The sequence below is a fragment of the Candidatus Acidiferrales bacterium genome (assembly GCA_035515795.1).
Taxonomy (GTDB): domain Bacteria; phylum Bacteroidota; class Ignavibacteria; order Kryptoniales; family JAKASW01; genus JAKASW01.
Genome location: DATJAY010000035.1, coordinates 307916 through 323161, shown reverse-complemented (window position 1 = coordinate 323161; position 15246 = coordinate 307916). Strand labels below are relative to the sequence as shown.

Here is a 15246-nt window from a genome sequence, read left to right as displayed (position 1 = left end):
GCGCGGACTGCTTTCTCTTGAGGCGTATGTGACCGGCGCACCGCATTTCCTCTTTCTCTTTCTAGATGGTGTCGGAATCGGCGATGACGATCCTGAAACAAATCCATTCTTCTCCGTTGACCTCAAACATATAAAAAAGATCTTTGGCGGCATCCCGTCGAAGGGAAATCCTTCGATGCAGAACGGCACAACTTTCATCCAGCCATGTGATGCGCTCCTTGGCGTTGAAGGATTGCCCCAAAGCGGCACGGGACAGGTAACGCTATTCACGGGAGTCAACGCTGCCCAGGCTATCGGGATGCACTTCGGCCCCTATCCGCATTCGCAGATTCGGCCGATTCTCGAAGACAAGAATATTTTTAAGTCACTGAAGAGTCTGGGCGCAGAGGTTCACTTTGCGAATGCATTCCCTAGACAGTTTTTCGAATATGTCGAGTCGGGCCAGCGAAGGCTTAGCGCTACGACGCTCTCATGCATTATGAGCGGCGTTCCGCTTTGCACGGCCGACTCGCTTCGGAGCGGCGATGGAATTTCCGCCGACATAACTGCTGAAAGGTGGGATTCAAATCTCGGCTATTCAGACATCAAACCGATGATGCCTTTCGATTCGGGAAAAATCCTTAGACGGATTGCGGACAAACATGATTTTACAATGTTCGAATTCTTCCTGACGGACAAGGCGGGGCACGATCAGAACAAGGCGATGGCAGAAAAAGTGTTGAGAACGTTCGACGAATTTCTCGGGGGAATCGTGGAAGACGGGCTGAGAAATCTGACAATCCTGATATCGAGCGATCACGGGAACGTAGAGGACCTCTCCGTGAGAACTCACACACTCAATTCATCGCTCACCGCAGTAGCAGGCGAGCACGTTGATTTTTTTAAGGGAAAATTAGAATCTATCGTTGACATCACGCCGGCGATCGTTGAGCTGTTTAAGAAACGAATCGCCTGAATGACTTTTTGCTAAGCCGTCTGACTTTCTGCAATTTCCTTATTCAATGCCGTAACTAATTCCGTCACCACTCTTTCGTTCCCGAGCATATCTCTCAGCGTTATTTTCTTCAGGACGACATTGACCGCGCTTTGCACAGATCGCCAGAGGGAGCGCATCGAGCAGTCGATGATATGATTGCACACGTCGATTGCGCCGGTGTGTGAACCGCAAAACGTTTCTTCGTAAATCTTCCCGCCCAGCAGCGTCAAAACGTCTCCGACGATGATTCGATCTGCCGACCGGGCCAGCTTGTATCCACCCGATCGTCCGCGTGCACTCTCTATGAATCCGCCAAGACGCAGTATCCGGAGAAGTTTTGCGACGTTTGCCGGAGTCAACCCTTCCATCCTGCTTATCTCCGGGATCGTCAGACCATCCGATTGATCCGCACTCCCGATGCGCAGCAAACAGCGCAAACCATATTCTTCTTGTGCACTAACTTTCATAATCCTTCAACCTCATTGCCGTTCAGTGAACAGCGTTCCGTTTACATGAATCCTAATTCCAGTTTCGCTTCCTGTGACATCATCTCAGGCGTCCATGGCGGCTCCCAGACAATCTCGACATTGACATCCTTGACTTCAGGTATCTGTGCGACCCTTTCGTGTACCTCGATCGGCAGCGACCGCGCCGCAGGACAGCCGGGAGCAGTAAGCGTCATCTTTACATGGACGACGAAATCGTCGCTGACAATTATCTCGTATACCAACCCTAATTCCCAGATGTTGACGGGAATTTCAGGATCGTAGCACTCCTTTATGGCGTCGACGACTTTATCTTCAATTCCTTTTTTATCTATGACTTTCGTGCTTGGCTCTTCAGACATTTTTACCTCTTCACCTGTTAGCCTGCTGGACTTTCAAAAACCTGTTCGACAAAACCGTTTCGAGCGAGTTCCGGATTTCTTCAATCTTAACATTTTTTAGCACATCGTTAGCAAATGCGTAGATCAAAATCAATTTTGCCTCTTCTTCTCCAATTCCGCGCGACCTCAGATAGAAAATCGATTCTTTGTTGAGCTGACCGACGGTCGCACCATGCGAGCACTTCACATCATCGGCAAAAATTTCAAGCTGCGGTTTGGTGTCTACTTTTGCATCATTAGATAAAATTATGTTCCTATTTTCCTGGTACGAATTTGTCTGCTGTGCACCTTTCCGTACCATTATTTTTCCGTTGAAGACACCGCGGGAGCTGTCATCCAGGATGCCTTTGTAATTTTCATGGCTCGTGCAGTGGGGAGCCGCGTGATCGATCAGCGAGTGGGTATCGGAAAGCTGGCTGCCGGAAGTGAGGTACAATCCTTCGAGCGCGGCATTTCCGCCTTCCCCCTTCAAAATAACATTCAAATTGTGCCTGTAAATATTCGCACCAAGAGATACCGCCTGCGATTCATAATTGCTGTTCGATTCCAATACTGCTTCTGTTGTCGCAATGTGGTAAGCGTTCATGCCTTCCACCTGGACCTTGACAGTTTCAACGTTTGAGCCCTCACCCAGATAGAGTTCAGTCACGGTATTTGTGAAATAAACGTCTTTGCCCGTGCCGATGTAATGCTCGATAATTCTCGCTTGAGAATTCTTACCGGCGACAATAAGATTTCTCGGTTGCGAAATCGTTTTGTCTGCCAGGTGCGAAAAGAACATGAGATGGATGGGCTTTTCTACCACTGTGTTTTCCGGGATGTAAACGAACGCACCATCTACTGCGAACGCCGTGTTGAGGGCTGTAAAGGTATTTATATCTGAAGCAGTACGTTTCAAAATGCAATCTTGAATTCTCTCATCGCCCTGCTTCATCGCCGCCGCAAGGCTTCCCATTATTGTCCCAGCCGGCGGCGGATGAAGAATCGAAAGCTCAGGCGAATAAAAACCGTTTACAAATACAACGATATGAGCTTCCATTCCTTCAAATGTGTATTTCAAGAATTCGTCTTTCGACGGAAGGATTCCTTTGGTCGAATAGTTGAAATTGTATTTCAGGATCGGGCTCACATCCGTAAACCGCCAATCTTCCTGGTGTAAATCGGGAAAATCAAGCTCAGCGAACTTTGTAATCGCTTCCTTGCGAAGTTTGTGAAACCGGGAAGACTTCTCTCCATTCAAATGGTTTTCAAAATCCTTGAAGAGCGATATATACCAGTTTTTTATTTGACTACTGTCAGCCATTGTCCGATCAAATTATTATTCTGCGGCAACCGTTGCGTCTTTTTCCTTCAACCAATCGTAGCCTTTTTCTTCGAGCTCGAGCGCCAGACCTTTGCCGCCGGATTTTACAATCTTGCCGTTATAAAGGACATGCACGAAGTCGGGCACGATGTAATTGAGAAGACGCTGGTAATGTGTCACAAGAATAATCGCATTGTCTTTCGAGCGAAGTTTATTGACACCATTTGCGACAATTCGAAGCGCGTCGATATCGAGACCGGAATCGGTCTCGTCAAGTATCGACAATTTCGGCTCGAGCACCGCCATCTGCAGAATTTCGTTGCGTTTCTTTTCACCACCGGAGAATCCTTCGTTAACGGAGCGGCTCAATAAAGTGTCCGTCATCTCGACGAGCTGCATCTTCTTTTTAAGCAGCGAGAGGAATTGTCCTGCACCGATTTCGGGTTGGTTTCTGTACTTGCGACCCTCATTCAACGCGGCACGAAGAAAAGTTGTGTTGTTGACTCCCGGGAGTTCGACCGGATACTGGAACGCCAGAAAGACTCCTTCTCGCGCCCTGACTTCCGGCGACATGGCTAAAAGATCTTTTCCTTCATAGATCACCTCGCCTCTTGTCACCTGATATTCCGGGCGGCCCGCAAGAACGTTGGCAAGCGTGCTTTTGCCTGAGCCGTTAGGTCCCATGATTGCATGGACTTCGCCTGCGTTTACTTCTAGATCGATCCCTCTTAAAATTTCTTTTTCTTCGATAGATACGAACAGATTTTTAATTACTAACATTGAGTTCCTCTATGATAATTGCCAACAGCAAATAGCCGATTGTAGCAATCATCCCACACTTCCCTCGAGGCTCATACCGAGCAGCCGTGTCGCCTCCACTGCAAACTCCATGGGAAGCTGCTGGAATACTTGCTTACAATAACCGTTGACGATCAATCGAACCGCGTCTTCGGTCGATATTCCCCTTTGGTTCAAGTAAAAAATCTGATCCGCACCGATCTTTGACGTGGTAGCTTCGTGTTCTACCTGCGCAGTTGGGTTGTTTGTTTCGAGGTACGGGAACGTATGCGCGCCGCATTTATCGCCGATAAGAAGAGAATCGCACTGCGAATAGTTTCGAGCGTTCTCGGCCTTTTTTGTGATTCTGACTTGACCACGATAGCTGTTGTTACTTCTGCCGGCAGAAATTCCTTTCGAGATAATCGTGCTCTTTGTGTTTTTTCCGATATGGATCATCTTCGTGCCTGTATCCGCCTGCTGCAGGTTATTTGTCATCGCGACGGAGTAAAACTCGCCGATGGAATTATCTCCCTGTAGAATGCAGCTCGGATATTTCCACGTGATTGCGGAGCCGGTCTCGACCTGCGTCCAGGATATTTTGGAATTCACACCGCGACAAGCGCCGCGCTTTGTCACGAAATTATAGATTCCACCTTTGCCGTCTTTGTCGCCCGGATACCAGTTCTGCACTGTCGAGTATTTTATCTCGGCGCGATCGAGAGCGACAAGCTCGACGACTGCAGCGTGAAGCTGGTTCGTGTCGCGAATCGGAGCGGTGCAACCCTCGAGGTAACTGACGTAACTCCCTTCTTCTGCAACGATGAGCGTTCTCTCGAATTGTCCGGTCTCAGATGCGTTGATCCGAAAGTAAGTCGAGAGCTCCATCGGGCAGCGAACACCTTTCGGAACAAAGGCAAACGAGCCGTCACTGAAGACCGCCGAATTTAAGGAAGCGAAAAAGTTATCGGTGTATGGAACGACCGTACCTAAGTATTTCCTAACAAGATCGGAATGATTTTGAAGTGCTTCCGACATCGAGCAGAAAATTACTCCGAGCTCGCTCAACTTTTCCTTGAACGTGGTTGCGACCGAGACGCTGTCGAACACCGCATCGACTGCAACTCCGGCGAGCTGCTTCTGTTCTTCAAGAGGAATTCCCAATTTCTCGAACGCCTGCAGGAGAGTTGGATCGGCATCGCTGAGGCTGCCGAGTTTTGGTTTCTTCTTGGGAGCAGCATAATAAACAATGTCCTGATAATCGATCGGGCCGTATTTCACGTTCGACCAGTGCGGCTCCTTCATGGTCAGCCAATGGCGATATGCTTTCAACCGCCACTCAAGCATCCAGTCTGGCTCATGTTTCTTCTCCGAAATCAGTCTGATGACATTTTCATTCAGACCCTTCGGAATTTTTTCTTCCTCGACATCCGAGACGAAACCGTATTTGTACTCGGTGTTTGCTAGCTTCTCGACTATATCATTACTCATTTTGTGGCAGTCTCTAGATTTGAACTCGTTTCATGATCATTGTATTTATATTTTAACTAATCTGGATTTTAAAGTCAAGATTGAAAAACTTATTAAAACAATTGATTTTCGGCTTTTCGGACGTGTTTTGCGTTCTTCCAAGGCCAAGCCCAGTTGAATTTCCAGTTTTTGAGTTGTAAGATAGACGGTGTCGACACTTAGCAACTGAGCGGCGGCGGCATAATGAGACTCGGATCAGAAATTCGAAAAAGTTAAGAGAGACAATCATGAAAAAATTGAGATCTTATTCCGCAGAGACTGCGGCAATAGTTATCGGTGCCCTGTTGTCGATCGTATCGTTTGGTTTAGCGGGAGAAAATCTCAAGACAACATACAAAGTGAATCCCGTTGTTCCTCCGAAAGTTAAACCATTCTTACCTGACGAGGTGAAGTTGTTGGATGGGCCGTTCAGACATGCGATGGAAATGGATTCGGCATATATGCTCAGTCTTGACCCGGATCGGCTGCTCAGCTGGTTCCGGAAAGAGGCGGGCCTGCTGCCGAAAGCTCCAGTGTACGGTGGCTGGGAATCGTTAGGTTTAGCTGGTCATACTCTCGGACATTATCTCTCGGCTTGCTCGATAATGTATCTCGACACAGATGACAAAGATTTCCTTGAGCGCGTGAATTACATAGTGAATCAGCTGGATTCATGCCAGAGAGCAAACGGCAACGGGTATGTCGCCGCGATACCTGACGGTAAGAATATTTTTGGAGGAATTTCACGTGCCGAAATAGATTCAACACACGGCATGGACGGATGGGCACCATGGTACACCATACACAAGCTGATGGCCGGTTTGCGTGACAGTTATTTATATTGTGGAAATGAAGAGGCGAAGACGGTCATGGTACGCCTCGCCGACTGGGTTTGCGAAACGACTAAGAATCTTAGCTATGATCAGTGGCAAATAATGCTCAATGTTGAATACGGTGGAATAAACGAAGTGATGGCGGATGCCTACGCAATAACGGGTGATAAGAAATATCTTGAAGCAGCGAGAAAATTCTATGACAACCGCGTGCTGGGACCACTTTCCAAACGGCATGACGATTTGAACGGCTTTCATGCAAATACGCAGTTTCCAAAAATCATCGGCATCGAAAGAATCTACGAACTAACCGGAGACACGGAGCTGGACGCGACGGCGAAATTTTTCTGGCAAACCGTCGTGTACCATCATTCATATGTCACCGGCGGAAACAGCGATGGAGAAACATTCGGGCCGCCGGACACTCTTAACGACTACCTCAACTATAACACGACCGAATCATGCAACACTTACAATATGCTGAAGTTGACTCGATATCTGTTTTGCCACGATCCTCAACCCAAATATGCGGACTATTATGAGCGGGCAGTATTGAATCACATACTCGGGTCGCAAAATCCCGAAGATGGTATGATGTGTTACTACATTCCGCTGGAGCCAGGAGGTCACAAAACGTATAATACGCCTTTCAATGATTTTTGGTGCTGCACTGGGACCGGAATGGAAAACCATGCGAGGTATAACGACAATATTTATTTTCACGACAGCTCCTCGATATACGTTAATCTTTTCATAGCCTCCGAACTGAATTGGTCGTCAAAGAGTGTTCGCGTTCGGCAGGAGACGGATTTTCCAGAATCGGGGATAGTGAAATATATTTTTACTTGTGAAAGACCCGTGATGCTGACATTTAAGATTCGCCATCCATTCTGGGCGAATGGAGGTTCCCTCATCGATGTCAACGGTCGACCGGTAGACCCTAAGAGTATGCGAGAGTCATACGTCTCTCTTAGCAGAGTATGGAAAACCGGTGACACGGTTCTGGTAGATTGGAAAATGTCGCTCCGTACGGAATCGATGCCCGACAATCCAAACCGAATTGCTGTGTTCTACGGGCCAGTCCTCCTCGCTGGCGATCTCGGTCCCGTTGGAGACACTTCTCGAATACCAGCGCTTGTAACAAACATGAAACCCGTATCGGAGTGGCTTGAACCTGTGAAGGGCAAATCATTGACATTCAGAACGAAGAATATCGGGGAGCCCAGCGATGTGCAGATGGTTCCTTTTTACCAGATCCACGATCGGAGATATTCCGTTTATTGGGATCTCTACACCAATAAAAACTGGGAGGCGGAGCAAGTTGAGGAACAGAAAGAGTTGGAGGAAAAGAAAAACGTCGATGCCAGAACAATCGACGCCGTGAAGATTGGCGACACTCTGGACGAGCACAATCATGGATTTGCAGGCTATATCACAGAAACTGGAGAATCAGCGGGCAAACCGTGGGTAGATGCAACCTGGAGCGGATGGTTTTCATTCAAATTGAAAGTGAACCCCGGTACATTAAATGATCTTCTCGTGACATATTGGGGGAGTGAACCGCTGAGAGGAAAGTTCGACATCATGGTCGATGCGGAGAAGGTGGCTACGAAAACGCCGTCCATGATCAAACTCGGAAGATTTTTCAGCATAGAATACCCGCTGGCGGATTCGCTCGTAAAAGGGAAGGCCGACGTCACAGTCAAGTTCCAATGCCCTCAGACAGGTGCCGCCGGCGGCATATATGACGTCAGAATTGTGAAACGTGAGTCCAAATAGAAATGAAACGGCACCGCGCGACGAAAAAAAGGCCGCAGAAAAATTTTAGGCCCTTTCACTTCTGAAAGAGGAAATTTTCAAGGTACTCGATTAAATTGTGTCGTTAATTTTTGCAACTAAGCTCGTGAACCGAAGGAGGAGTCCCTAATGCAAAAGATGCTCAACTATTTCCTGACCATGGCACTAATTCTTGCGCCTGCAGCTGTGGCGCAACAGAAGCGTCCCATCACCGTCGAAGATATGTGGAAAGTCGGAAGAGTCTCCGACCCGCAGGTCTCTCCGGACGGGAAGACAATAGTGTGCGTTATAACCAGGTACAGCATGGATGAAAACAAAGGTGCAAGCAGTATTTTTTTCGTGTCGATCGATGGAAAAGAAAGACATGAGTTCAATACCGGAATGAAGTCAAGCAGCGATCCGGTCTGGTCGCCGGACGGGAAGAGAATTGCATTTGTAGCCGACGATACGAACGGTGTCTCTCAAGTTTACGTTGAGGACACGACGGGAGAAACAGCCAAGAAGATAACCAGCATCGCACTCGGTGCAAGCGGGCTCCTATGGTCACCGGACGGAAAACACATAGCGTTTGCCTCCGATGTCTTTCCCGATTCGAAGAGCGACTCAGCAAACAAGGCGCGGGGGACAGAACTTGAAAACGGAAAGGTGAAGGCAAAATTCTTCACGACTCTTCCTTACAGGATTTGGAATTACTGGAAGGACGGGAAACGAAGTCATTTATTCCTCGTCAATGTGGACAGCGGCTCGACAAGAGATTTGACTCCGGGCGATTACGATACACCGCCAATTGACCTCGGCGGAAGAATGGACTACGCATTTTCACCTGACTCCAAAGAACTCTGCTACGTAAAGAATACGGCGAGGATGATCGCCGTAAGTACGAATAACGATTTGTTTACCGTCAGCATTTATGGCGGGGAGTCGAAGAGGATCACCACTAACAAATCGAACGACAACCAGCCGCTTTATTCCCCAGATGGACGCTACATCGCGTACAGGGCTCAGCTGGTGCCGGGATTCGAGTCAGATAGGTCACAGTTGATGCTCTATGACCGCAAAGACAGTACATTAATAAACCTCACGGAAAAATTTGATCGTTCTGTTGATGAGGTCGTCTGGTCGCCTGACAGCAAGAGACTTTACTTCAACTCCGATGACGAAGGCTATCATAATATCTATGAAGTCGATGCAGCAAACGGCAAAATACAGAAGATGACCGAGAACTCCACAAACACCGAACTTACGATTACCCCTGACGCGAAGTACCTCATATTTCTTCGCCAATCGGTGACGCATCCGAACGAGATTTACAGGATGAATCTCGAAACTCGCGAAGCAACCCAGCTTACCCATATCAACGATTCGCTCCTTGCACAACTCGACATGAATCCGTGGGAATCTTTTTGGTTCAACGGCGCCGGCGAGACAAAGGTTGAAGGTTTCCTGATCAAGCCGCCGAATTTTGACCCGCACAAGAAATATCCAATGGTTTTTCTCGTTCACGGTGGTCCCCAGGGCCAGTGGATGGACGAATTTCACTACAGATGGAATGCTGAATTGTTTGCTTCACCAAGCTACGTCGCGGTCATGATCAACCCGCGCGGCTCGACAGGCTACGGACAAAAGTTCACCGATGAGATCAGCGGCGACTGGGGAGGAAAAGTTTTCGTGGATTTGATGGACGGCGTCGAATACGTCACAAGTCATTATTCTTTCATAGACAAAAACAAAATTGCAGCTGCCGGTGCTTCCTACGGCGGCTATATGATGAACTGGATGGAAGGCCATAATGACATGGGGACATTCAAATGTTTCGTGAGCCATGATGGTTTATACGATGCAGCAAGCGCATTCGGCTCGACGGAAGAGTTATGGTTTCCGATCTGGGAATTCAAAGGGACACCATGGTCCAATCCTGATCTTTACAAGAAATGGTCTCCGAGCAGTTACGTAAACGATTTCAAAACACCGATGCTCGTAATTCACAGTCAAAACGATTTTCGCCTCGACGTAAGCCAGGGATTTCAATTATTCACCGCACTTCAAATGCAGGGCGTACCGTCGGAGATGTTGTATTTCCCGAACGAGTATCACTTTGTCACGAAGCCGCAGGATTCGCGTCTGTGGTACAATACGGTTCTCACCTGGATCGGTAAGTATATCGGGAACTAATGTGTTATCGAGGTTTTGTATTATATTGCAGCGTCGAACCAATCACCGACTAAGATAACGTAAACTTAACATGTTCCTTGCAGATCAATCTGTAGACGCTTCCAGAATCATCCAGCTTATGATTTCGCCGGCGGTGATGATCAGCGCATGCGGACTTTTGCTGCTCGGTGCGAACAACAAATATTCAAGCGTTGTAAACCGGATACGGCTGATCAACGATGAGAAGAGGCGCCTTGTCTCAAAGGCGGGCAATCGTGACTTTACTCCTGAAGAAAGCCTGCGCCTTGAAAGTACAGCGAGGCAGTTGAGTCATTTGAATATGCGTGCGAAACTAGTTCGGAATTGCGTAATGAGTTACACGATCGCCGCCGCTTTCTTCGTGATAAGTTCGCTGCTGATCGGACTTGCTCTGTTTCAGGGTTTCGTTGAAATCCATTACATCTCAACCGCAGCATTCTTGATCGGAATGATAATGGTTTTTGTCGGAGTCGTATTCGGAGTTTTGGAATCAAGAAAGGGCTACGAAATTATTCAGCTGGAAATAGGCGCAGAAGAATAGCCGTGAAGTATCGCAAAGTATATGTGTCAATGGCATAAAGTATAATTGTTGTTTGTTCGCTATAGGTTTTTACAATAAAGAATCTATAATTTAGGAGGCATTATGGCAGCGGTAGTGTTTGATATTGAGACGTCGGGTTTCACGCCTGAAGAGTTTGACAGTGCACAGGTTGAATACCTGATGAAGGGAGCAGATAAGGAAGAAAACGAAGAGAAGCGGCAGCAAGTGAAAGATGATCTGATAAAACAGTGGAACCTATGGCCGCTGACTGCAAGGGTAGTGGCAATCGCACTCTTGAACGTCGAATCGGGAAACGGAATTTCACTTTACGTGGCCGAAGAAGAATCGGAGACCGAAAAGAAGATTCCGGATCCTGCACAAAGCGGCGTGGAGAAGTCTTTCACTTACGTCAGCGGAGACGAAAGAAAGATCCTGACAAAATTCTGGGAATACATAACACGCTTCGACGACTTCATCACATTCAACGGTAGAAACTTCGACTGTCCTTTCCTGATGCTAAGGTCGGCGATCCTCGGTATCAAACCGACCCGTGATCTGATGGTGGGGACCCGCTACCAGATGCCGCACCATATTGATCTGCTGGAAGAGCTTACATACCATGGCACGACCAGAAAATTCAATCTCGATTTCTACTGTAAGTCGTTCGGCATAGAAAGCCCGAAGTCGCATGGCATAACCGGATATGACATCAACGACTATTTCAGAGCAAAAAAATATTGCGAAATTGCAGAGTACTGCCTCGGTGATGTAAAAGCAACCGCCCAATTATATGTAAAATGGAAGGAACTCCTCGCCGGGACAAAATGGCAGGGCTGACAGAACAGCAGCATAAGGCTCTCAATTTAGAAGACCACATTTCTGTTACGGCGAATGCAGGTTCGGGAAAGACACGCGTCCTAACAGAGCGGTATGTCGAGGCGGTCAGGAACGGCACCGACGTTGAACAGATTCTCTGTCTTACGTTCACCGACAAAGCAGCCCTCGAACTCAAGGAAAGAATCGGGGCAAGAATAAATTCAGAGATCGCAGGGGAGAAAATTTCGGGGGGACATAGCAACTATCCTAACAAGTTCAGAAATGCCAAAAGCAAAATGCTTGAGGCAAACATCAGCACAATTCACTCGTTCTGTTCTCAGGTGCTCAGAGAGTTTCCGGTGGAAGCCGGTGTAGATGCGAACTTCAAAGTGCTGGAGGATTTTGATTCGGCAACCTTAAAAGAAGAATCATGCACTCGAGCGGTGAGGGAAGCACTGGCTGAAGAAAGGACGATCCACGGAAATGCATATAAAATCCTCGTGAGACTCGGTTACAAAAGGACACTCAAACTTTTATTCGACTTGCTCAACAGTCGCGAAAAAATCGAGCATATAAAAATAACGGGACACCAACTCTTGATGACCGAGGCCGTCGTCCGTGAGCATTGGCGAAATCTGTCTGACGCAGTCACCAGGATCGCAAGAGAAAATGTGAAGCTAAAAAAAGGCAACCTCACGGCTGAAATAAAAGAGATGGAGGGATCTTTCGGGGATGATGGAGATGTTTTAAACCCGCTCACGGTTCTCCTTCGGAAAATTCTGACGAAAGAAGGCAATCCACGAAAACGAGAAGCAACAATAGTCGATGGTCCGACCTATTCATCGGATGTCGCCATTTTGATTCTTAAAGTCGCCCAAGAATCTCTCTCTCAATTCTCTTTAGACCGAAAAACAATCAAGGATTATTTTCAACTTCTGCAGACATTATTGGACTTATTTGAGAAGAGTGTTGAGCATTACGACAGAAAGAAGTTTGCCATAAGCGCTCTCGACTTCGACGACCTGCAAATCAAGACGATGCACCTGCTGCGCGAGAATCAAAGTGTCCGCACCACACTTACATCGCGATTCAAACACATCATGGTCGATGAATTCCAGGACACAAATTTTCTGCAGTACGATATTTTTCTGAATCTCATCGACAACTTCTCGGGCGAAACGAAACTCTTTGTCGTCGGCGATCCGAAACAGTCGATCTATCGCTTCCGCAATGCCCAGGTCGAAGTCTCGATCCGGGCGGAAACACAAATTTCTGGCCTAAAAAAAGGTGCTGCGATTCCTCTTCTCGAGAGTTTTCGCATGAACACCGAGCTTGCATCCTTCGTGAACAAAATCTTTTCGTCCGAATGGATCCCTTCCGGAAAAGCCATAACGCAAGATCGAGTCCTCGGTACAATCGGATTGCCTTCGCCTTTTCAAACGGAATACAAACCGCTAATTGCGGGACGGCCGAACGGAGCGGAACCTGCCGTTGAGATTTTCCTGGCACGTGAAAACAAGAAGGACGAAATGTCCGAGGATGACTCAAATGTCGATTCCTCCTCTGAATTTAGCACAAGTGAGCAACAGGCATTGTTTGTCGCCTCGCGAATTAATGAGATGATTGTTAGAAACGAAACCGTGAGAGATGTCAAGCTGAACGAAGAAACCAGGAAAATCAAATACGGAGACATCGCCATACTTCTGAGGAGCCGCTCGCGGCTCGAGATTCTCGAAGAGGCCCTTAACAAAAAGAACGTACCGTATTCGGTGACCTCGGGAATCGGATTTTATTCCGCCCAGGAAATTTTCGATCTTACGAACTACCTGACTTTTCTCCTGGATAACAACTCGGATATCGGCCTGTTGACGGTTCTCCGCTCACCCTTCTTCGGGGTATCGGATGACGAACTGTTTAAGGTTTCTTTGGTCGACGGGGAAACGCTGTTTGAGAGGTTTGAATCATTTGCTCGAACGGAAGGTGCCTCCGATGAAGTGAGATATGCCTCATCTGTGCTGGTCGACGAGATCCAGCTTGCACACCGTCTTACTATTCCGCAGTTAATCAATCGAATTCTCGAACGGACGGGATGGCTCGGGGCTTACCGGCTTTCGGCGACCGGTGAGCAGCGAATTGCGAATATGAAAAAGTTGCTTGGCGTCGCACGTGAGTTTGAGGGAAGAGGTTTCAATAACCTTTATGATTTTGTCGAGAGGTTGAAGTACCTGAAGGAAACCGTGCGCGAAGGACAGGCTATCGTTGAAGAGACGGCGGACGTCGTAAAAATAATGACTGTTCACGCTGCGAAAGGGCTCGAATTTCCCGTGGTCATTGTGCCGTTTTGTGAAGCGACAACCACACGAAGGCAGAGCCTTATCGCTAATGATCAGATAGGTGTGCTACCGTTCATTTCTAATGAAGTTCCTCCTGAGATGTCGCTTTACCAGCGATTCGAGCGGCAAAATGAGCAGGCGGAAATCGCCCGGCTGTTTTACGTCGCTTGCACGCGCGCGATGGACAGGCTCATTCTAACTACGGCTCCTAAGAAGCCAAACTCAAAGGGCGTATATTCATTTACCGAGATAATCTCTAAATCCTTTGATGTTTCCTCTTTGCCTCCGTCCGGCTATTATGGATTCCCAAACGGTAAGGTGCGTGTTCACTCTCAGGAATTTCCCATGGAAATAAATTCTTCAGTGATGAAAAAAACCCGCGCCGGAGGAATTCTAAGTACTACGAAACCGGTTGAAATTTTTCTTGCCTCTATTCCTGCTGATATCGACAGCGAAATATATTCAGCCACCGTCTTGCAGACCTTCAATCTCTGCCCGACTAAATATTTTCTCAAATATCGTCTCGGGATGCCGACACCGGAGACGAAAGGGCGGAGGCACGAGATTGGAAACCAGCTTGATGAGCACGACGATTCGATCCTCTCGACAGTAAAGGGCGAGATGGTTCATGCGGTCCTGCGCGACCTTCTGGCAAAAGATAATCATGACGATACCGAGTTGACCAGAGTTTCTCAGCAGGCGATAAACCGGCATCTGGGTAGTTCATTGCGCAAGGATGAAGCCCAAAACTTTTTGGCTCAGATAGTCGAGAATTCTAAAAATGGACTTGACACTATAATGAACATACTAAGGCCCGGCAAACTCTACCTCGAGGAAACGATAACTGAAAGATTCGGAAACGACCATCTTACGGGAACGCTTGACGTGGTGACGGAGGACGAAGACGGCCTTCATATTTTCGACTATAAGACAAACCGTTTGGATAGGGGATTAGACAGAATCTACTCCGAATACGAAATCCAGATGAGGTTTTATGCGTCGCTTTGCAGCAAACTGAAACCGGAGCAAAACGTCTTTGACGTGACGATCATTTTTACTCGCGGCGCCGGAAAATACTTAACAAGAAAATATTCCAGAAAAGAGATCGAAGTTTTTGAAAATGAAATCGCAGACACGATTCGCAAAATTAAAGCAATCGAATCAGCCGATGGATCTTATCCTTCGGCTGATGACGGCAGTCTCCCGACATCAACGCCTCACTGCTCCGAGTGCGAATATTTCGCAGGAGAATTAAAGAGAGAATGTTTGTTGAAGAGGAGGTAGA

At 47.6% G+C, this 15246-nt stretch carries 11 protein-coding genes; 6 read left to right on the top strand and 5 right to left on the bottom strand.

Annotation, left to right across the window (positions count from 1 at the left end; translation table 11 throughout):
* Nucleotides 1-28: 28 nt before the first annotated feature.
* Complete coding sequence (locus VLX91_14965; GenBank protein ID HUI31509.1) at nucleotides 29-955, top strand: hypothetical protein; 927 nt, start codon at nucleotides 29-31, stop codon at nucleotides 953-955.
* 11 nt (nucleotides 956-966) lie between these two features.
* On the opposite strand, the gene VLX91_14960 is transcribed toward VLX91_14965, so the two are convergent.
* Genes VLX91_14960 through sufB form a run of 5 tightly spaced genes read right to left on the bottom strand, consistent with a single transcriptional unit; the run spans nucleotide 967 to nucleotide 5433 of the window.
* A complete protein-coding gene (locus VLX91_14960) occupies nucleotides 967-1443 on the bottom strand; it encodes an Rrf2 family transcriptional regulator (GenBank protein ID HUI31508.1) in 477 nt (158 codons plus the stop codon).
* Between the two features lie 41 nt (nucleotides 1444-1484).
* Nucleotides 1485-1823, bottom strand: a complete 339-nt coding sequence (locus VLX91_14955; protein HUI31507.1) for an iron-sulfur cluster assembly protein — start codon at nucleotides 1821-1823, stop codon at nucleotides 1485-1487.
* Between the two features lie 10 nt (nucleotides 1824-1833).
* Nucleotides 1834-3165, bottom strand: a complete 1332-nt coding sequence (gene sufD, locus VLX91_14950; GenBank protein ID HUI31506.1) for a Fe-S cluster assembly protein SufD — start codon at nucleotides 3163-3165, stop codon at nucleotides 1834-1836.
* 15 nt (nucleotides 3166-3180) lie between these two features.
* Nucleotides 3181-3945, bottom strand: coding sequence for a Fe-S cluster assembly ATPase SufC (sufC, locus tag VLX91_14945; GenBank protein HUI31505.1), 765 nt, complete (start codon nucleotides 3943-3945; stop codon nucleotides 3181-3183).
* A 48-nt stretch (nucleotides 3946-3993) separates the two neighbouring features.
* On the bottom strand, nucleotides 3994-5433 hold the full coding sequence (gene sufB / locus VLX91_14940) for a Fe-S cluster assembly protein SufB (GenBank protein HUI31504.1): 1440 nt from the start codon (nucleotides 5431-5433) through the stop codon (nucleotides 3994-3996).
* A gap of 266 nt (nucleotides 5434-5699) precedes the next feature.
* Between sufB and VLX91_14935 the strand changes: the two genes are divergently transcribed.
* From VLX91_14935 to VLX91_14915, 5 genes are all read left to right on the top strand, one after another.
* Entirely contained in the window at nucleotides 5700-8063 is a 2364-nt protein-coding gene (locus VLX91_14935) for a beta-L-arabinofuranosidase domain-containing protein (protein HUI31503.1), read from the top strand.
* A gap of 147 nt (nucleotides 8064-8210) precedes the next feature.
* Nucleotides 8211-10253 carry a S9 family peptidase gene (locus tag VLX91_14930; GenBank protein ID HUI31502.1) on the top strand — a complete coding sequence of 681 codons (2043 nt, stop codon included), beginning with the start codon at nucleotides 8211-8213 and terminating at the stop codon, nucleotides 10251-10253.
* A gap of 70 nt (nucleotides 10254-10323) precedes the next feature.
* Nucleotides 10324-10812, top strand: a complete 489-nt coding sequence (locus VLX91_14925) for a DUF2721 domain-containing protein (GenBank protein HUI31501.1) — start codon at nucleotides 10324-10326, stop codon at nucleotides 10810-10812.
* A 102-nt stretch (nucleotides 10813-10914) separates the two neighbouring features.
* Entirely contained in the window at nucleotides 10915-11649 is a 735-nt protein-coding gene (locus VLX91_14920) for a ribonuclease H-like domain-containing protein (GenBank protein HUI31500.1), read from the top strand.
* Nucleotides 11637-15245, top strand: coding sequence for a UvrD-helicase domain-containing protein (locus VLX91_14915; GenBank protein HUI31499.1), 3609 nt, complete (start codon nucleotides 11637-11639; stop codon nucleotides 15243-15245). The genes VLX91_14920 and VLX91_14915 overlap by 13 nt, the downstream gene beginning before the upstream one ends.
* Nucleotide 15246: the final 1 nt, after the last annotated feature.